The sequence below is a fragment of the Variovorax ureilyticus genome, from assembly GCF_050632185.1.
GTDB lineage: Bacteria > Pseudomonadota > Gammaproteobacteria > Burkholderiales > Burkholderiaceae_C > Variovorax > Variovorax ureilyticus_A.
Map to the genome: position 1 here is coordinate 1,569,444 of NZ_CP192579.1, position 18,648 is coordinate 1,588,091.

General features: G+C 67.0%; 17 protein-coding genes and 2 pseudogenes. 10 read left to right on the forward strand and 9 right to left on the reverse strand.

Going from position 1 to position 18,648, the window contains the following annotated elements:
* Positions 1 to 212 precede the first annotated feature (212 nt).
* A complete protein-coding gene (locus ACQ858_RS07635; protein ID WP_431276130.1) occupies positions 213 to 776 on the forward strand; it encodes a MarR family winged helix-turn-helix transcriptional regulator in 564 nt (187 codons plus the stop codon).
* 288 nt (positions 777 to 1,064) lie between these two features.
* Here ACQ858_RS07635 and ACQ858_RS07640 read toward each other — a convergent pair whose 3' ends face one another.
* On the reverse strand, positions 1,065 to 1,832 hold the full coding sequence (locus tag ACQ858_RS07640) for a class II aldolase/adducin family protein (RefSeq protein ID WP_431276131.1): 768 nt from the start codon (positions 1,830 to 1,832) through the stop codon (positions 1,065 to 1,067).
* Positions 1,833 to 1,854: 22 nt separating this feature from the next.
* Positions 1,855 to 2,448 (reverse strand): HD domain-containing protein, encoded by a 594-nt coding sequence (locus tag ACQ858_RS07645; RefSeq protein ID WP_431276132.1) that lies wholly within the window; start codon positions 2,446 to 2,448, stop codon positions 1,855 to 1,857.
* A gap of 93 nt (positions 2,449 to 2,541) precedes the next feature.
* Between ACQ858_RS07645 and ACQ858_RS07650 the strand changes: the two genes are divergently transcribed.
* Complete coding sequence (locus ACQ858_RS07650) at positions 2,542 to 3,264, forward strand: Crp/Fnr family transcriptional regulator (RefSeq protein WP_431276133.1); 723 nt, start codon at positions 2,542 to 2,544, stop codon at positions 3,262 to 3,264.
* Positions 3,265 to 3,359: 95 nt separating this feature from the next.
* Here the strand turns inward: ACQ858_RS07650 and ACQ858_RS07655 are convergent, their stop codons facing one another.
* Positions 3,360 to 4,547, reverse strand: a complete 1,188-nt coding sequence (locus ACQ858_RS07655) for an ABC transporter substrate-binding protein (RefSeq protein ID WP_431276134.1) — start codon at positions 4,545 to 4,547, stop codon at positions 3,360 to 3,362.
* Positions 4,548 to 4,660: 113 nt separating this feature from the next.
* Here ACQ858_RS07655 and ACQ858_RS07660 point away from each other — a divergent pair, with 113 nt between their 5' ends.
* Positions 4,661 to 5,221 (forward strand): hypothetical protein, encoded by a 561-nt coding sequence (locus ACQ858_RS07660; protein WP_431276135.1) that lies wholly within the window; start codon positions 4,661 to 4,663, stop codon positions 5,219 to 5,221.
* An 11-nt stretch (positions 5,222 to 5,232) separates the two neighbouring features.
* On the opposite strand, the pseudogene trmB reads toward ACQ858_RS07660, so the two are convergent.
* From trmB to ACQ858_RS07680, 4 genes and pseudogenes are all read right to left on the reverse strand, one after another.
* A pseudogene (trmB, locus tag ACQ858_RS07665) lies at positions 5,233 to 6,005 on the reverse strand (tRNA (guanosine(46)-N7)-methyltransferase TrmB).
* A complete protein-coding gene (gene gluQRS, locus ACQ858_RS07670; RefSeq protein ID WP_431276136.1) occupies positions 5,975 to 6,889 on the reverse strand; it encodes a tRNA glutamyl-Q(34) synthetase GluQRS in 915 nt (304 codons plus the stop codon). The pseudogene trmB and the gene gluQRS overlap by 31 nt, the downstream one beginning before the upstream one ends.
* A 17-nt stretch (positions 6,890 to 6,906) precedes the next feature.
* Positions 6,907 to 7,978 (reverse strand): annotated as a pseudogene (locus ACQ858_RS07675) (NAD(P)/FAD-dependent oxidoreductase).
* 65 nt (positions 7,979 to 8,043) lie between these two features.
* Complete coding sequence (locus ACQ858_RS07680) at positions 8,044 to 8,997, reverse strand: LysR family transcriptional regulator (protein WP_431276137.1); 954 nt, start codon at positions 8,995 to 8,997, stop codon at positions 8,044 to 8,046.
* Positions 8,998 to 9,141: 144 nt separating this feature from the next.
* Here ACQ858_RS07680 and ACQ858_RS07685 point away from each other — a divergent pair, with 144 nt between their 5' ends.
* The 4 genes from ACQ858_RS07685 (at position 9,142) to ACQ858_RS07700 (ending at position 12,002) form a co-directional block, all read left to right on the forward strand.
* Complete coding sequence (locus ACQ858_RS07685; RefSeq protein ID WP_431276138.1) at positions 9,142 to 9,843, forward strand: pirin family protein; 702 nt, start codon at positions 9,142 to 9,144, stop codon at positions 9,841 to 9,843.
* A gap of 158 nt (positions 9,844 to 10,001) precedes the next feature.
* Entirely contained in the window at positions 10,002 to 10,445 is a 444-nt protein-coding gene (locus tag ACQ858_RS07690) for a DoxX family protein (RefSeq protein ID WP_431276139.1), read from the forward strand.
* A gap of 96 nt (positions 10,446 to 10,541) precedes the next feature.
* Positions 10,542 to 11,087 (forward strand): flavodoxin family protein, encoded by a 546-nt coding sequence (locus tag ACQ858_RS07695; RefSeq protein ID WP_431276140.1) that lies wholly within the window; start codon positions 10,542 to 10,544, stop codon positions 11,085 to 11,087.
* A gap of 24 nt (positions 11,088 to 11,111) precedes the next feature.
* Positions 11,112 to 12,002, forward strand: a complete 891-nt coding sequence (locus tag ACQ858_RS07700; RefSeq protein ID WP_431276141.1) for a pirin family protein — start codon at positions 11,112 to 11,114, stop codon at positions 12,000 to 12,002.
* Positions 12,003 to 12,106: 104 nt separating this feature from the next.
* On the opposite strand, the gene ACQ858_RS07705 is transcribed toward ACQ858_RS07700, so the two are convergent.
* On the reverse strand, positions 12,107 to 12,892 hold the full coding sequence (locus ACQ858_RS07705) for a sulfurtransferase (RefSeq protein ID WP_431276142.1): 786 nt from the start codon (positions 12,890 to 12,892) through the stop codon (positions 12,107 to 12,109).
* Between the two features lie 95 nt (positions 12,893 to 12,987).
* On the opposite strand from ACQ858_RS07705, the gene dnaE reads away from it, so the two are divergent.
* From dnaE to ACQ858_RS07720, 3 genes are read left to right on the forward strand one after another with little or no spacing between them, the layout of a single operon-like run.
* On the forward strand, positions 12,988 to 16,488 hold the full coding sequence (dnaE, locus tag ACQ858_RS07710; RefSeq protein ID WP_431276143.1) for a DNA polymerase III subunit alpha: 3,501 nt from the start codon (positions 12,988 to 12,990) through the stop codon (positions 16,486 to 16,488).
* A gap of 11 nt (positions 16,489 to 16,499) precedes the next feature.
* Complete coding sequence (locus ACQ858_RS07715) at positions 16,500 to 17,081, forward strand: phosphatase PAP2 family protein (RefSeq protein WP_431276144.1); 582 nt, start codon at positions 16,500 to 16,502, stop codon at positions 17,079 to 17,081.
* Positions 17,078 to 17,650 carry a YbhB/YbcL family Raf kinase inhibitor-like protein gene (locus ACQ858_RS07720; RefSeq protein WP_431276145.1) on the forward strand — a complete coding sequence of 191 codons (573 nt, stop codon included), beginning with the start codon at positions 17,078 to 17,080 and terminating at the stop codon, positions 17,648 to 17,650. The genes ACQ858_RS07715 and ACQ858_RS07720 overlap by 4 nt, the downstream gene beginning before the upstream one ends.
* Before the next feature lie 22 nt (positions 17,651 to 17,672).
* On the opposite strand, the gene tolA is transcribed toward ACQ858_RS07720, so the two are convergent.
* Positions 17,673 to 18,647 (reverse strand): cell envelope integrity protein TolA, encoded by a 975-nt coding sequence (gene tolA, locus ACQ858_RS07725; RefSeq protein WP_431276146.1) that lies wholly within the window; start codon positions 18,645 to 18,647, stop codon positions 17,673 to 17,675.
* Position 18,648: the final 1 nt, after the last annotated feature.

Genomic DNA, 18,648 nt, shown 5'->3' on the forward strand with positions numbered 1-18,648 from the left:
AGAACCATGCGGAGGTGAAGGCCCTGCATGGCGGCTGGCTACATGAGAAAACTGTTGGTTCATTAGTGAAACAGTGATTCACTAACGAGAGAGAATTTTCCGCCTGATTGTTGATCAATCAACTTGCTGTAAACACCGATTGACTGGATGGAATATGTGCTTGAAATCTTCGAGAATCAGGCCGTCGCCCGCCATGGAACAATGCGCGCCACATGACTGACCAAAGCTCTTCCCGGCCAGCCGGCGCACAGACAACGCCCTGGACCGACCTCGACGCGGCAGGGACCGGCCTCACCGTCGATGCCTTTATCACGACCATGATGAGCCAGGTGGGGAACGCCCTGCGGCGCATCGTCACGCTGCCCTATGCCGACCAGTTCGGGCTGTCGGTGTCCGAGTGGCGCGTGCTGTCGCTCGTGGCTCATGCACAGACGCTGGCCTTCAGCGACCTGGTACAGCAGTCGACCTCCGACAAGGCGCTGGTGAGCCGCACGCTGAAGCTTCTGGAGAACAGGGGATACGTCGAGTTGCGCGCCGAGGGCAACACGCCGCGCAAGAAGGTGTTCTGCTCGATCACGGAGTCGGGCAGGGCGCTGCATGCCGAGGCGATCCCGATCGCGCGTCAGCGTCAGGCGACGGCATTGCGCGTGCTGGATTCGCAGGAGCGGGATGCGCTGTACGGTGCGCTGATCAAGCTGCGCGAGTACTGCCGCGTGGAAGAGGACGCCCGCGGCCGGCTACCTCCGTCGCGTGACGGCGGCGGCCTGGATATCTAGCGCTTTGGGTGTTCTCGAAATAACCGCCGGGGTGTGTGGCGAGGGCGCCGGGTGGTCCCCTCCGCGAATGTCCCCCGGCCTTCGGCCTCCTCCTTTATTTCGCTGCGGGGACCACCCGGCACCCTCGCCAGGGAAACGCTGTGCTCTGCGGAGAGATCAACAACCGCCGTGACGGATCGCGCCGATGGCGTGCTCTGCGCAGCGAAATAAAGGAGGAGCCCGAAGGGCGGGGGACATTCGCGGAGCAGAGTACGCCGTCGGCGTGATCCCGCCCCCGGACTCAGCTCCTCAGCTCTTGTACAACGGATCGACCCGATCCAGCTTGCGGATCAGCGCCGGCCAGACGAAAGCGCCGCCCAGGCCCCCCGTCTGCACCTTCATCGCATGCCCCACGCCTTCGACGATGCGCGGGTCGACCTGCGTGAGTTCGCCGCCGCCGGCCTGCGCAGCGATCTGGATCTGGCAGGTGCTCTCGAAGGTGTACATCGCGAGGAAGGCGTCCGCGATGGTCTTGCCCACGGTCAGCAGGCCGTGGTTGCGAAGCATCAGGAAATTCGCTTCGCCCATGTCGGCCTGCAGGCGCGGCTTTTCGTCCTCGCGGAAGGCGACGCCTTCGTAGTCGTGGTACGCCAGCGAAGCCAGCACGAAGGTCGACTGCTGGCTGATCGGCAGCACACCGTTCTTCTGCGCGCTGACCGCGATGCCGGCACGCGTGTGGGTGTGCAGCACGCACTGGATGTCCTCGCGCGCCTCGTGCACCGCGCTGTGGATCACGAAGCCCGCCGGGTTGACCGGGTAGGGAGAATCGATGATCTTGTTGCAGTTCTTGTCGACCTTGATCAGGCTCGACGCCGTGATCTCGTCGAACATCAGCCCATACGGGTTGATCAGGAAGTGGTGCTCCGGCCCCGGCACGCGCGCGCTGATATGGGTGAAGACGAGGTCGCTCCAGCCGTGGAGCGCGACCAGCCGGTAGCAGGCGGCAAGGTCGACGCGCAGTTGCCATTCTTCGGCGCTGACGAGTTTCTGGACTTCGCTGGTGGAGGTGGCGTTCATCGGGGTCTCCTGGTGATTGGGTTCAGGCGGCGGCCTGTTCGGATTTCAAGGCGGCCTTGTAGAGGCTCTGGCGCGGTTGCGCCATCACACGCCGGAGCATCGGCTCGAATTCGCTGATCGGCAAGGTCTCGGCTTTCGGATCGAAGGCCGGGTTGTCGTAGAGCTCGCAGAACTCGGCCGTGCGCTCGAAGTTCGGATGGCTGCGGAAGTTCTCGCGCAGGTCGCGGTCGAGCCCGATGTGATGGAAGAAGTAGTGGCCCTGGAAGATGCCGTGGTGTTGCACCATCCAGTGGTTCTCCTCGCTCACGAAAGGCTTCACGATCGCCGCGGCGATGTCCGGATGGTTGAAGCTGCCGAGCGTGTCGCCGATGTCGTGCAGCAGCGCGCACACCACGTACTCCTCGTCGCGGCCGTCGCGCAGGGCGCGCGTGGCGGTCTGCAGCGAATGCGCGTAGCGGTCGATCGGGAAGCCGCCGTAGTCGCCTTCGAGGATCTGCAGGTGCTTGATCACGCGATCGGGCAGGCCGGTCGCGAAGTGCATGAACTCGCCGCCGATCTGTTGCCAGTCCTCGCGCGTGCTGTCCTGCATGCGGGTGAAATTCGCTCTTGCGTTCATGGTTTCGTCTCCGTGGGATGCGGGCCACTGTAGACGCGCGGTTGACGCTCAACTGTCAATAATTTGACAATGTGGCGCCCATACAAACCCCGAATGCCGCCGACGTCGAGACCCCGCATTTCCGCCGCGCATCGCACGGCGCTGGACGCCAATCCGTGGTTCGCCTCGATGAGCCGCACGCAGCGCGAAGCCCTGCTCGGCGCCGCAGAGTTGATCCATCTGCGGCGCGGCGCGATGGTTTTCCGGCAGGGCGACCCGGTGCATGTCGCGGGCGCGGGTTTCTACGGCCTCGCGTCCGGCACCATCAAGATCTCGACGCTGCGGCAGGACGGGCGCGAGGCGATCCTCGCGGTGCTCGAGCCCGGCAACTGGTTCGGCGAGATCAGCCTCATCGACGGTTCGCCGCGCACCCACGATGCCACCGCGCTGTCGGCGCTCGACCTGCTGGTCGTGCCCTACGAGGCCTTTGTGCGGCAGATGCAGGACGCCGCCTTTGCGCGCGCGATCGCCGCATTGCTGGCGGCGCGCGTGCGGGGGCTCTATGGATTGATGGAAGACGCCACCTTGCGTGGCCTGCGGGCCCGCGTGGCGCGGCGGCTGATATCGCTCGCGCGCGGCGACGTCACGCAATCGCCGGAGTTGCGGCGAACCGTTTCGCTGCCGCAGGAAGCGCTCGCGATGATGCTCGGCGTGACGCGACAGACGCTGTCCAAGGAGCTCAACGCGATGGCCGACGAAGGCGTGATCGCCCTGCGCTACGGCCGCATCGAGCTACTGTCAGTCGATACCTTGCAACGCCTGGGGAGCACCGCATGACCGGGGGCACCCGCGGAACCGGCTCCGCCGGGCCGCCGGGGTGCGGCCCCTTGAGGGGGTGCAGAGCCACACGAAGCGGGCGAGGCTGGGGGTGTTCAACGAAGAACTCTGCCGTCCTTCGCGATGCTGATCAAGTCAATGCTCCGATCGGGATCTCGCAAGCCGGGCCGCAGGTTGATGCGGAAGCCACCGACGTCGTAGTCGGTCATTCCGGCCATCGCCCGCTGCAGCGTCGCGGGCGTGAAGCCCTTGCCCGCCCGGCGCACCGCCTCGCCGGCGGCCTTGGCGGCGATGAAGCCTTCGAGGCCTTCGTAGGAGGCGGTCTGGTCGGAGTTGTCGACCGCGGCCAGGTACTCCTTGACGATCGGGATCGCCGACGGGCGCGGCGAAGGCACCACCTGCGAGATCACCATGCCGCCCACGTCCTTGCCGAGCGTGGCGTAGAGCGGGTCGATGCCCACGATCGAGAAGGTCATCAGCGTGCCGAAATAGCCGCTCTTGCGCAGCTTGCGCACCACGTTCGAAGTCGTGCCCGAGAGCGACACCAGCACGATGGCCTGCGGCGATTGCTTCAGGATGCCCGCCACCGCGACATCGATCTTGTCGCCGCTCTCCGGCACCATCGCGGTGGCGACGAGCGGCGCGATCTTGAGTTCGTCGATCGCCTGCCGGACCGCCGCGAGGCCCGCGCGGCCCATCGCGTCGTCGTCGCCGATGAGCGCGATGCGCGTCTGCCCGACGGCCGCGCACTGGCGCAGGATCTTGATCGCCTCGTCGGCCATGCTCGGACGCACGTGGAAGACGTTGGGTGCGCTCGGGCCGCGCAGGTTGTCGGCGGCCGCGAATGGCGCGAACAGGATCGAGCCCTGCTTCGCGGCGATGGCGGCGCCCGCATCGCTGCTGGCGGTGCCGACGAAGCCGAAGAGCATGTCCGCCTTGTCCGTGTCCAGGAGCTTGCGCGCGTTGGCGGTGGCGCGTGCGGCGTCGTAGCCGTCGTCGAGCTGCAGCAGCTTGAGCTGGATGCCGCTCGCCGCGCTGGATTCGTTGAACTGGTCGGCATAGAGCTTGGCGCCCGCCGCGAATGCGAGGCCGATCTCGCTGGCCGCGCCGGTCAACGGCACCGATTGCCCGAGCACCACGGTGCGCGGTGCCGCGGCCGGCACGCGGCTGGGGCTGGGGCTGGCCGTTTGCGCGTGGGCCGGCCGACCCGCGTAGATCGCGGCGCCGCCGAGCAACAGCGTGGCGCCGGCCTTGCCCATCCAACTCCTGCGCGTCAGTTCCATCGGTTTGCCTTTCTTTGCAATCGACAAAAAATGTAGCAACTTGATTGGCGCAAACAAAGGGAGTAGTTCACGGGACTGACGCGGGTCTGCCATGCGTGTGGCGAACGAGACCGTTGCAGGAATCCAAAAGTGTTAACTTTTGCATCAAGCGTGTGGCATTTTTCACAGGGCCGATCCGGCCCGGCCTGTCACCATTCCCGCCGTGCCGAAAATCAGCGCCCGCGAATGAAATGAAGCCCACGTCCACCGATACCGCCCTGCTTGAAAACGCGCTTCTTGCCATCGAGAAAGTGCTTGCGCATGCCGACAATGAACTCTGGGAAGGCGCACATTTCGGACTGTCGATCGATTCGCCGCTGGAGGCCATCGGCGGCGGTTCTCTGTCCGAGGCGCAGCGCTTTCGCGGCAGCGCGGCGCAGTCGGCTGTCAACATCTGCCTGAGCGCTGCTGCGGCGCTGGTCGATGTGAGCAAGGCGCTGATGAGCGCGCCGGGCGACCGGTCGCCGGAAGACCTCGAGCGCGAGTGGCAGGCGCTGATCACTCACACCAAGATCGCGAGCCGTACCGCGCATCGCGCGGCGCTGATCCTGGCGCAGCAGGAGGATGCCTTGTCGGCGCGCGGATTCCATGCCGCGACCGCGGGCGAAGCGCTGGCGCTCTCGCTCGCGCACTGAGCGGCGCGCGCTCAGACGCGCTCGAACACCACGTCCCAGACCCCGTGGCCCAGCTTGAGGCCACGGTTCTCGAACTTCGTCAGCGGCCGGTAGGGCGGCTTGGGTGCGTAGGCTTGCGCGGTGTTGCGCAGCAGCGGCTCCTGCGAGAGGACTTCGAGCATCTGCTCGGCGTAGGGCTGCCAGTCGGTGGCGCAATGCAGATAGCCGCCGGTGCGAGCCGGTCCGCCAGCTTGCGCACCAGAGGCCCCTGGATCAGCCGCCGCTTGTTGTGCCGCTTCTTGTGCCACGGGTCGGGGAAGAACACATGCACGCCGGCGAGCGTCGCGGGCGGCAGCATGTGGTCGAGCACGTCGACCGCGTCGTGCGCGCAGATGCGGATGTTGTGCAAGTTCTGTTCGCCGATGCGCTTGAGCAGCGCGCCGACGCCGGGCTCGTGCACTTCGCAGCACAGAAAGTTCTTTTCGGGCATGAGCGCCGCGATGTGCGCGGTGGCCTCGCCCATGCCGAAGCCGATCTCCAGAATGGTCGGCGCCTTGCGGCCGAATGCCGATTCGAGATCGAGCGGCGCGGGGGCGTAGGGCAGCAGGAACCGGGGGCCGAATTGCTCATAGGCGCGCGCCTGGCCATCGGTGGTGCGGCCGGCACGCCTCACGAAACTCTTGAGGCGCCGATGCAGCGGATGCGCTTCGCCGGTGGGCTTGTCGCCCTGGGCGTCTTCCGGCGGGTCGTGGGGGATGTCGTTGATGGGGCTGATCACGGGCGCGAATTGTAGAGATCGCGCCATTGCGGAACCCACTGCGCGAGCGCTTCCGGGGCCGAGTCGGCGGCCGTGGCGCGAAGCCCGAGTCGCTGCGCGGCCGCGTCGAGGGCGGCGAGCGCCTCGGCGGGCGTCCCCGTCCGCAGCGGCGTCGCGCCGTTCTGCTTCGAGAGTTTTTCGCCGTCCGGGCCGAGCACCAGCGGTGTGTGGAGATAGCGGGGCGTCCGCAGACCGAGCGCGCGCTGCAGCAGGATCTGCCGCGCGGTGTTGTCCGCGAGGTCTTCGCCGCGGACGACATCCGTCACGCCTTGTTCGGCATCGTCGACCACCACGGCAAGCTGGTAGGCCCACGGGCCGTCCGCGCGCTTGAGCACGAAGTCGCCGACTTCGCGCGCCACGTCCTGCTGCTGATCGCCGAGGCGGCGGTCGCGCCAACGCAGCAGAGGCTCCGCCGCTTCTTCCTGGAATTTCGTTGCGGCGAATCGCCATGCGCGCGGGGCCTTGCCGTGCAGGCCGTCGCGGCAGGTGCCTGGGTAGACCCGCTCGCCGTGCCGCGTGTGAAGGGCGCCGCGCCGCGCCAGCGCTTCGTCGATGTCCTTGCGAGAGCAGCCGCAGGGGTAGGCGAGTCCGACGGCCTTCAATTTGTCGAGCGCCAGTTCGTAGCGATGCGTGCGTTGCGTCTGCCAGACCGGCGGTTCGTCCGGCATCAGCGCGCAGGCGGCAAGCTGCGAAAGGATCACCTCGCCCATGCCCGGCAGGCAGCGCTCGGTGTCGGCGTCTTCGATCCGCACCAGCCACCGCGCGTCCGGGCCTTGAGCCCGCACGTCGAGCCAGCTGGCCAGCGCGGCCACCAGCGAACCGGCATGAAGCGGCCCGGTCGGCGAAGGAGCGAAGCGGCCGATCCGCGTCATGCCGTCCTGCGCAAGCGTCAGATGACCTTCAGCGCGAGCGTCAGGCCCGAAAGAAAGGCGTCTTCGACCCGGTGCCCGATGCACCAGTCGCCCGCCGCGCCGATGCGGGCCTCGGCGTCCCACAGATGCTCCGCGCCGGCCGGCACCTGGGTCTGCGCCTCAGGCCAGCAGCGCGCCTGCGAATGCGAAGGCTCGGCACGGATGCCGGTGATCTCGGAGAAGGCGCGAAGCAGCTTGGCCTCGACGCGCGCTCGATCGTCGCGCAGGTGTTCCAGCGACCACGCGGGGCTGGCCTGCACGGTCCAGCGTTCGATGCGGTCACGGCCGGGCTTCGACGATTCGCGCGCCAGCCAGGCGACGCGGTGGTGCGTGCTGCGCGCCACGTTCCATTGCGGGCCGAGATGCGACATCGTCGCCTCGGTTGGCCTGCGGGAAGGCGATCATGAGCGTCCAGCAGGGGGCGACGCGCACCCGCTCGACTTTCTTGCTGATCGTGCGCGAAAGCCGGCCGCCGTCGAGCAACTCGCGTGTGCGGGCCGGTGGGACGGCAAGGAGCACCGCATCGAAGCCAGAATAGACGTGCTGCGAATCGTCGTTACCGGCCGTGCGGAGCTGCCAGCGCCTTGCATCGAGCGCGTCGGGCTCGATGCGTGTCACGTTCGTCCCCGGGACGAGGGCATCGCCGAGCGGCGCCGCCCATTGCTTGACGAGGGCATCCATGCCGGGCTGCGCGACCCAGTGCTGTTCGAGGCCCGGGAGCGCGGCTTCGGCGACGCGCCCATGGGCGTCGAGCACGCGCACGAGATTCGCGCTCCAGGGTTTGCAGATGCCCGGCGCGGTCTCGATCGCTTGCGTGAAGCGCGGGTCGCGCACGGTGAAGTACTGCGTGCCGGTGTCGAAACGCCCGAACGGCGTCGAGACGCTGGCCATGCGTCCGCCGGCGGCGGCTTCGCGCTCGAACACGGTGACGCGGTGCCCCGCCTGGATCAGCGTGCGGGCGCAGGCCACGCCGGCGATGCCCGCCCCGACCACCGCATAGTGGCGGGACGGGGCGGGTCGGTGGCGGTCGGCAGGGGGTCGAAGGATCATGGCGGTCGTCTCGCTGGTTGGTTGTGGGAAGCAGGCAAGGCACTCTAACCGCTGGCGACCGCTCTTCAGCGGCCGCGGTGACGTTCGAGCAACGCGCGGCGGCTGCCCTCGTGCTCGAACTGCTCGAGCCACCACTGCAACGCGCGCCCCGGATGGCCGGCGGTGCGGACGCGCCGGGCGCAGTGCATGGTCGCGATCGGCGTCACGCGCACCGTCCGCCGCTCGACCAGGTGCCCGGCCTCGATATAGGGCCGCGCCATCGGCTCGGGGAGGAAACCGCCGCCCAGCCCGTGCAGTTGCGCCGCCAGCTTGGCCTGCATGGTCGCCACGGTCAGCACGTCCTGGCCGCCGACCAGATTGACCGTCATGCTCGGGCCGGCGCGCGAGGAATCCGCCGCGGCGACCGCGCGGTGCTGTTTCAGCACGTCGTCGCTCAGCGGTTCGTCGATGCGGGCCAGCGGATGGTGCGGCGCGACGGCATACACGAAGGCCAGCTTCCCGATCGGCCGGCTGCGGATGCCGGTGGCGGTGAAGGCGAGGCTGGCGGCGTCGAGCACCGCCCCGATCGCGAGATCGGCTTCGCCGCTCGTCAGCGCCTCGATGGTGCCGAGCAATGTCTCGTCGCGCAGCTTGAGTCGCGTCGGCGGATCGAGTGCATAGAAGGCGCCGACCAGATCGAGCAGCGGGTCTCGCGCAATCACGCTGTCGACCGCGATCGTGAGCATCGGCTCCCAGCCGGTGGCGACGCGCTTGACCCGGTTGGCAACGGCATCGATCTCGCCGAGCAGGCGGGAGGCCTCGCGCAGCAGCTCGATGCCGGCTTCGGTCACGCGGGCACGGCGACCGCTGCGATCGAAAAGCAGCACGTCCAGTGCGTCCTCGATCAGCCGGACCCGGTAGCTCAGGGCGCTGGGCACGAGATTGAGCGTTCGCGCCGCGGCCGCGAAGCTGCCCGTGCTGGCCACGGTCTGCAGCATCGCCAGCGCGTCGGGCGTCAGGACGTCGCGGGCAGTCGGCATGGGCTAATCATTCAAAAAATTGAATGATGCCATCAAACGGTATTGCTTTTTGCGGCAGGTGCGGACCCTAAAGTTCGTGACATCCGCCGCGCACAGGGCGCGGCATACCGAAAAGGCCCTGGAATGCAAGGGCCGGAGTCAACGATGTTGCAAGTCCGTAAATCCCAGGAACGCGGCTATGCCGACCACGGCTGGCTGCGCTCGTTCCACAGTTTTTCCTTCGCCGGCTACTACGACCCCGCGCACATGGGTTTCGGCAACCTGCGCGTGATCAACGAAGACCGCGTTGCGGCCGGCGCCGGCTTCGGCACGCACGGCCACCGGGACATGGAAATCATCAGCTACGTGCTGTCCGGCGAACTCGCGCACAAGGACAGCATGGGCAATGTGGAATCCATCCCGCCCGGCGACGTGCAGCGGATGAGCGCCGGCCGCGGCGTGATGCACAGCGAGTTCAACCACAAGGCCGACCAGACCACGCATTTCCTGCAGATCTGGATCGAGCCGAACGTGCACGGCATTGCGCCGAGCTACGAGCAGAAGAGCTTTGCGGAGGCCGAGAAGCGCGGCAAGCTGCGCCTGGTCGCATCGCCGGACGGCGCCGACGGCTCGGTGCGGGTGCACGCCGACGCGAAGCTCTTCGCAGGCCTGTTCGATGGCGACGAAAAAGCCAGCCTCACGCTCGACCCGAAGCGCAAGAGCTACGTGCACCTGGTGCGCGGCGAGCTCGCGGCCAACGGCACGAAGCTCACCGCCGGAGATGCGGCCCTGATCGAGGGCGAATCTCAACTCACGCTCGACGGCGGCAAGGACGCCGAAGTGCTGGTGTTCGACCTCACGAGCTGAACTGGCCTCCAGGCTCGTGCACTTCGTGTCACTCTCCACCCCCTCTCCGGGGGCAATCCCGGCGGCCCGGCAGAGCCGGTTCCGCGGGATTCCCGAAAAGGCCGGGTCTTGCTGACAGGCTTTTTCTCTTTCGTTTTTTCAACACAGGAGTTCATCCCATGACCACCACCACCGCATCCAACTACGCCGCTCCGGCCGCCACCACCGGTGCGGCGCAAGACGCACTGGCCCTGATCGGCCGCATCCTCGTGGCCTACATGTTCATCCCGGCCGGCATCAGCAAGGTGATGGGCTTTGCGGGCACCGTGGGCTACATCAGCTCGGTGGGCCTGCCGTTGCCAGCCCTGGGCGCGGTCATCGCCATCATCGTCGAGATCGGCGCCGGCGCGGCGCTCCTGCTGGGCTACAAGACCCGCCTCGCCGCGATCGTGCTGGCCGTGTTCACGCTGGCCGCTTCGTTCTTCTTCCACCCCTACTGGGCTGTACCTGAGGCGCAGAAGATGATGGTCACGCTGCTCTTCACCAAGAACATCGCCGTGGTGGGTGGCCTGTTGGCGCTGGCCGCCTTCGGTGCTGGACGACTGTCGATCGACAAGAAGTAACCCACTCCCGCTCAGGGGGAGCACCAGCGGACCGGCAACGCCGGTCCGCTGTGTTTCTGGCATTAAGCTTCGCCGGTTCACTAGCACGGAGAGGCGATGGCCGAGATCGTTGTTGTTTTTCATTCGGGCTACGGCCACACGCAGCGCGTGGCGCAGGCCGTGGCCGATGGTGCGGGCGCGCACCTGCTCGCGATCGATGCCGACGGCAACCTGCCGGCCCATGGCTGGGATCTGCTCGCAGGCGCCGACGCGATCATCCTCGGTGCACCGACCTACATGGGCGGACCGAGCTGGCAGTTCAAGAAGTTTGCGGACGCTTCCTCGAAGGTCTGGTACACGCAGGGCTGGAAGAACAAGTTCTTCGCCGGCTTCAGCAACAGCAGCGCGATGAACGGTGACAAGGACGCCACGCTGACCTACCTTTGGCACTTCGCGATGCAGCACGGCGGGCTCTGGATCAGCCTGGGCATCATGCCGAGCAACGACAAGGCGGCGAAGCGCGATTCGATCAACTATGTCGGCGGCTACAACGGGCTGCTCACCACGTCACCCACGGACGCCAGCCCGGCCGAGATGGCGAAAGGCGACTTCGATACCGCCATCGCGTTTGGCGAGCGCGTGGCCTCAGTGCTAAAAGACTGACCCAGATCAGACCGGAACACCACGATGACCGAAATGCTCCAGCTTCAACCCCATGACAAGGACCTGGGAGGCGGCTTCAACGTCCGCCGTCTGCTGCCAGCTGCCAAGCGCCGTTCGGTCGGGCCCTTTGTCTTTTTCGATCATTTCGGGCCAGCGACCGAGCAGCCCGGCAACCAGCATGATGTCCGACCGCATCCGCACATCGGCCTCGCGACGGTGACCTATCTTTTCGAGGGCGCGATGATGCATCGCGACAGCCTCGGGAGCGTGCAGGAGATCCATCCCGGCGCGATCAACTGGATGACCGCCGGCCGCGGCATCGTGCATTCGGAGCGCAAGCCCGAGCGCCTGCTGCAAGCGACCTATGTGAATCATGGCCTCCAGCTCTGGTGCGCGCTGCCGCAGGCGCATGAGGAAGCCGAGCCCAGCTTCACGCACACGGCAGCGGAGGACATCCCGGCGCTCGAAGTGCAGGGCGTGCCGGTGCGCGTGCTGATCGGTGACGCCTTCGGCGTGCGTTCGCCGGTTGCGACTTTCTCGAAGACGATCTACCTCGACATCGCGCTGCCTGCGGGCGCGCGATTCGAGCTGCCCGCGCTGGCGCCCGAGCTGGCGATCTACCCGATCGACGGCGATCTTGCGCTCGACGGCGAACCGGTTGCGCAACACACGATGGCGGTGCTGCCGGACGGGCAGGGCGGCGTGTTGACCACGCAGGGCGCGGTCCGCGCGGTGGTGATCGGCGGCGAACCGCTCGATGGGCCGCGCTTCATCACCTGGAATTTCGTGTCGAGCCGACGCGAACGCATCCTCGAAGCCGGCGCCGACTGGACCGCGCAGCGCATCGGCCACGTGCCCGGCGAGACCGAGTTCATTCCGCTGCCCGACCATCCAGCCTTTCGATCGGCGGGCTGAGCGAAGGACCCCGCGGAACCGGCTTCGCCGGGCCGCTGGGGTCGCCCCCGGCGAGGGGGTGCCCGAGCCCCACGAAGTGGGCGAGGCTGGGGGAGAGCCGTTCTCTAGTGCTTGATCCCGATGTCCGGGTCTTCCGAGGCCCGGGCGCTGACGCCGTTGGCGCGTGCCTTGAGATCCGGCGAAAGCGATTCACGCCCGTCGAAGACGAAGCATTCGCCGCTGTAGTGCGCACCGCCGATTTCCTCGAAGTACTTGAGGATGCCGCCGTCGAGCTGCAACACGTTGTCCAGGCCGAGTTCGTGCATCAGGATCGCGGCCTTCTCGCAGCGGATGCCGCCGGTGCAGAAGCTCACCACCGTCTTGCCGGCGAGTTCGTCGCGATGCTTTTGCACGGCCTTGGGGAATTCGGTGAACTTGTGGATGCGCCAGTCGATCGCGCCTTCGAAGGTGCCGTAGTCGACTTCGAAAGCATTGCGGGTGTCGAGCATCGCGACCGGCTTGCCGGCATCGTCGTGGCCCTGATCGAGCCAGCGCTTGAGCGTGGCGGCGTCCACGCCGGGCGCACGGCCGGTGGCCGGCTGGATCGCCGGATGGTCCATGCGGATGATCTCGCGCTTGATCTTCACCAGCATGCGGCGGAACGGCTGGGTGGCGGACCAGCTTTCCTTGGCCTCGAGGTCCGCGAAGCGCGGGTCCGCGCGGAGCAGCGCCAGAAAGGCGCGCACCGAATCCGGCGTTCCCGCCACGAACATATTGATGCCTTCCGTCGCGATCAGGACGGTTCCCTTGAGGCCCATTTCGTGGGTCCTGGCGCGAAGCGTTTCGCGCAGTTCGGCGGCGTCGTCGATCGGGACGAACTTGTAGGCCGCAATGTTTAAAGTCTCTTGCACGGGGCGGGATTTTAGGCGGGCAGGCTCATGCGATACCCGATGCAATAGGGACAGCGAGATCACATCGTGAAGCCCCCGCTTTCTACAATCGACGGATGTTCGTTCACCTGCGCCTGCACACTGAGTTTTCCGTCGTCGACGGCACCAACCGCATCGATGAAGTCGTCAAGGCGGCCGCCGCCGACAAACAGCCCGCACTGGCGATCACCGACCTGAACAACCTGTTCGGCGGTGTCAAGTTCTACAAGGAGGCGCGCGGCAAGGGAGTCAAGCCCGTCCTCGGCGCGGAAGTGATCGTCGAAGGCCTGGGATCGGACCCCGCCGCGCTCACGCGCATCCTGTTGCTGGTGCAGAACAAGGAGGGCTACCTCAACCTTTCGGAACTGCTCGCGCGGGCCTGGACCCAGAACGTCGGCCGTGGTCAGGCGCAGGCCGCCTGCAAGCTGGCGTGGCTCAAGGAATTGCAGGGCGGGCTGATCGCGCTGTCCGGCGCGCAGGCCGGGCCGCTGGGTGCGCCGCTGCTCCAGGGCCAGCACGAGCGCGCCGCCGACGTCGCGCTGCAACTGGCGGGGATGTTCCCGCATCGCTTCTACGTCGAGCTGCAGCGCGCCGGCCGGCCGGAAGACGAGCCGCACGTCATTGCCGCCGTGCAGCTCGCCGCACGGCTCAAGTTGCCGGTGGTCGCGACGCATCCGGTGCAGTTCGCGACCGCGGAGGATTTCGAGGCGCACGAGGCGCGCGTCTGCATTTCCGAGGGCGAGATCCTCGGCAACCCGCGACGCGTCCGCAAGTTCACCCAGGCCCAGTACTTCAAATCCTCCGCCGAGATGGAGGCGCTCTTCGCCGACGTGCCGAGCGCGATCGCGAACACCATCGAGATCGCCAAGCGCTGCAACCTGACGCTGGTGCTCGGCAAGCCGCAGCTGCCGAATTTCCCGACGCCGAACGGCATGCCGATGGAAGAGTACTTCCGGCACGCCTCGTTCGAGGGCCTCGAGGAGCGGCTTGCGCATCTCTATCCCGATGCGGCCAAGCGCGATGCCGAGCGCCCGCGCTATGTGGAGCGGCTGGAGTTCGAGATCAACACCATCCTCAAAATGGGGTTCCCGGGCTACTTCCTGATCGTGGGCGACTTCATCAACTGGGCCAAGAACAATGGCTGCCCGGTCGGTCCGGGCCGGGGCTCGGGCGCCGGTTCGCTGGTGGCGTACGCGCTGAAGATCACCGACCTCGATCCGCTCGAATACAAGCTGCTGTTCGAGCGCTTCCTGAACCCGGAGCGCGTGTCGATGCCCGACTTCGACATCGACTTCTGCCAGGGCAACCGCGATCGCGTGATCGACTATGTGAAGGACAAGTACGGCCGCGACGCGGTGAGCCAGATCGCCACCTTCGGCACCATGGCCGCGCGCGCCGCGATCCGCGACGTGGGCCGGGTGCTGGACATGAGCTACACCTTCTGCGACGGCATCAGCAAGCTGATCCCGAACAAGCCGGGCATGTCGGTCACGCTGCAGTACCCGCCGTCGCCCAAGGTCGAGGGCGACAAGAACAACTACGCGATCGAGATGGAGCCGCAACTCGCGAGCCGCATCGAGAAGGAAGAAGAAGTCCGCACGCTGGTCGAGCTCGCGCAGAAGCTCGAAGGCATGACCCGGAACATCGGCATGCACGCGGGCGGCGTGCTGATTGCGCCGGGCAAGCTCACCGACTTCTGCCCGCTCTACCAGCAGCCGGGCAGCGACTCGGCGGTGAGCCAGTACGACAAGGACGACGTCGAAGCGGTCGGCCTCGTGAAGTTCGACTTTCTGGGGCTGGCGACGCTCACCATCCTCGAGATCGCGAAGGAGTTCATCGTCCGCCGCCACAAGGGGCAGGAGAATTTCGCGTTCGAGAACATCCCGCTCGATGATGCGCCGACCTACCGGCTCTTCGCGGATGGCAAGACCGAAGCCGTGTTCCAGTTCGAATCGCGCGGCATGCAGGGCATGCTGAAGGATGCCCGGCCGACGCGGCTCGAAGACCTGATCGCGCTCAACGCGCTGTACCGGCCGGGTCCGATGGACCTGATCCCGAGCTTCGTCGCGCGCAAGCACGGGCGCGAGCCGGTCGAGTACCCGCATCCGCTGGTGGCCGACATGCTCTCCGAGACCTACGGGATCATGGTCTACCAGGAACAGGTGATGCAGACCGCGCAGATCCTGGGTGGCTACTCGCTCGGCGGCGCCGACCTGCTGCGCCGCGCGATGGGCAAGAAGAAGGCCGAGGAAATGGCCGAGCACCGCCAGATCTTCCGCAAGGGCGCGGCGCAGAACGGCATCAATGAAGCCAAGGCCGACGAGATCTTCGACCTGATGGAGAAGTTCGCGGGCTACGGCTTCAACAAGTCGCACGCGGCCGCGTATTCGCTCTTGGCCTATCACACCGGTTGGCTCAAGGTGCACTACACGGCCGAGTTCTTCTGCGCCAACATGACGGTGGAAATGGACAACACCGACAAGCTCAAGGTGCTGTTCGAGGACGCGCAGAAGAACTTCGGCATCACTTTCGAGCCGCCGGACGTGAACCGCGGCAACTACCGCTTCGAGCCGGTCAACGACAAGGTGATCCGCTACGGGCTCGGTGCGGTGAAGGGCACCGGGCAACTCGCCGTCGAAGCGGTGGTGCGGGCGCGGGAGCAGGGCGGGCCGTTCAAGAGCCTGTTCGACTTCTGCGTGCGTGTGGACCGGCAGCGCATCAACAAGCGCACGGTCGAGGCGCTGATCAAGGCCGGTGCCTTCGATTCGCTGCAGCAGAACCGCGCGTCGCTGATCGCATCGCTCGATCGCGCCTTCGAGTTCGCGGTGGCAACCGAGGCCAATGCGGCGCAGGTCGACATCTTCGGGGACAGCGAGCACGGCTCGGCGGCGCAGGAGCCCGATCTGGTCAACGCGACGCCCTGGGGCGTGAAGGAACGGTTGACCTTCGAGAAGACCGCGGTCGGCTTCTACCTGTCGGGCCACCTCTTCGACGAGGTCGAGCACGAGGTGCGCCGCTTCTGCAAGCGCGCGATCGACGACCTGATCGACAGCCGCGAACAGCAGGTGATCGCCGGCATCGTGAGCGACTTCCGCGTCATCAACGGGCAGCGCGGGCGGCTTTGCATCTTCAAGCTCGACGACAAGTCGGGCTCGATCGAGGCGACCGCCGACGAGGCGCTGTTCAACGCCAACCGCAATGTGCTCAAGGACGACGAACTGGTGATCGTGAGCGGCCGGCTGCAACCGGCGCGCGGCGGATTCGAGGCACGTTTCCAGGTCATGCAGGCGTGGGACCTCGCTGCGGCGCGCTGCCGCTTCGGCAAGTACCTGCGCGTGGCCGTGAACGGCAAGGCGCCGGACATCGCGCGGCTCGTGAAGGAATTCCCGCCGCGCACCGAGCAGAGCGAGCACGGCGAACTGCTGCAGGGGCTGGGCGTGCGGCTGTCGATGGCTCGGAACGGTGCGCAGGTCGAGCTTCAGCTTGGAGAACGCGCCAAGTTCTTCCCGACCGACGCCGCGCTGGCGAGCTGGATGGCGCAGGCCGACGCCGGCAAGGCGGCCGTCGTCTACGAGTAGAGGGCTTCCCGATGATCGATGCGCTGGATCGCCAGCTCTTCCTGCTTCTGAATGCGAGCGGCGATGCACCCCGGTGGTGGATCGGCACGGCGTCCTTCTTCGCGGTCCATGCGCACTGGGTGCTGCTGGTGCTGCTGGCGGGCTATGCGCTGCGTCGAGGGAAGCCGTCTCTGAAGCCGCTGTTGGCGATGGTCCTCGCGCTTGGATTGGGTGCGCTGGCTGGCGAGGTCATCGGCGTGCTCTGGAACCGGCCGCGGCCCTTCGCGATCGGGCTGGGCTTCCTGCACATCTCGCATGGCCCGAGTCCCTCGTTTCCGAGCAGCCACGCGACCGCCTACGGCGCCGTGGCTTTCTCGTTCCTGCTCGTGGCGGGCCATCGGGCCTTCGGCTGCATCCTGCTCGTGCTCGCGGCCCTGGTGGCCGTGGCCCGCGTGGTCGTCGGGGTGCACTACCCGACGGACGTCTTCTTCGGAGTCGTGCTCGGCGGCCTCGCGGCGATGGCAGCGCACGACCTGATCGCGAGGGCTGGACGCCTGCGAGCGACGCGCGGCATGATCGGCTCCCCGCAAGCATCCGGGAAGGAGGAGCCATGACCCTGCATACCAACCTGCGTTCGGTATCCCTCGCCGTGGCCCTGGCCGCGTGTGCGCCGATTTCGCAAGCCGCCGGATTCGTCCTCGCCAGCCCCGACATCAAGCCCGGCAGCACGCTGACGGATGCGCAGGTGTTCAACGGCTTCGGCTGCACCGGCAAGAACATCTCGCCCGCGTTGAAGTGGAGCGGGGCGCCCAAGGGCACCAGGAGTTTCGCCGTGACCGCATACGACCCCGATGCGCCGACCGGCTCGGGCTGGTGGCACTGGGTGATCTACAACATTCCCGCCAGCGCGAGCGACATCCCTGAGGGTGCGGGCACCGCAGACGGCAAGGGCCTGCCGGCCGGCAGCATGCAAGGCCGCACGGACTTCGGTGCACCGGGCTTCGGCGGCGCATGCCCGCCGCCGGGAGACAAGCCGCACCGCTACATCTTTACCGTCCACGCGCTGAAGACGGACAAGCTGGACATTCCGCCGGACGCCACTGCCGCGCTGATTGGCTACATGATCAACGCCAACAAGCTGGCTTCGGCGAGCTTCACCGCCAAGTACGGCCGCGCGAAGTAATCGGCGCGGCGACCGGTGGAGGTCAGCGCTTTGGCTGCAGCGCGACCGTCAAAGAGGGGAACACGCGCCCGTCGATATCCCTCGGCAGCGTCTCGGTGCGCCGCAGTCCTCGCTCGGCAGCTTCGTCCCATGCGGGAACCCCGCTGGACTTGCGGAGCTTGACACCGACGATGGTGCCGTCCGGTGCCAGGCTGACGTCGAACTCGGCCGTGGGATTGCCACTCACCGTTTCCGCATCCGGATAGACGATGTTGGGGCGAACCTTCGCGGCGATTCGCGCGCCGTAGCCGCCGGATGGGCCTGAAGCACGCGCAGCGGTGCCCGTCGAGTTTTCGTTGCCGGTACCAGCCATCGCCTGCATGCGCTTGAGCGTTGCCGCCCGATCGGCGGCCGCCTGGGCGGCCTGCTTCGCCTCGGCCTCCTTCTTCTTCGCGGCCTCGGCCTGCTGCTTCGCTTCGGCTTCCTGCTTGCGCTTCTGCTCGGCGAGTTTCTTCTGCTCGTCCTTCTTGCGCTCGGCCTCTTCCTCTTCGCGCTTGCGCGCCTCGGCCTCCTTCTTTTCCTGCGCGGCCTTCTTCTGGGCTTCGAGCTTCTTCTGCTGTTCGACCCGCTGCTGTTCCAGTTCGCGTTCCTTCTGTTCCTTGAGCTTCTTCTCGCGTTCGAGCGCGATGTCGGGCGCTTTCGGCGTAGGCGTCGGCTCGGGCGGCTTCACGGCCTGCTGCGGTGGGGGCGGAGGCGGTGGCGGCGGCGGTGCCGGCGTCGGGACCGGCGGGGGAGGCGTCGGCGTCGGCGGCGCCACCGCGCGTGGCGCAGCCTGCTGGACGGTCGATGACCACAGCTCGGCCTCGACGGCATCGTTCTCTGCCTCGCGACGCCAGCTCACGCCCCACGTCAGCAGGGCGATGAGCAGCGCGTGGGCGAACAGCGCCAGCAGCACGGCACGCAGCGTGCCGCGCTGCGGCGGCGGCGCGAATTCGGGGCGTTCCGCAGCGAGCGACATG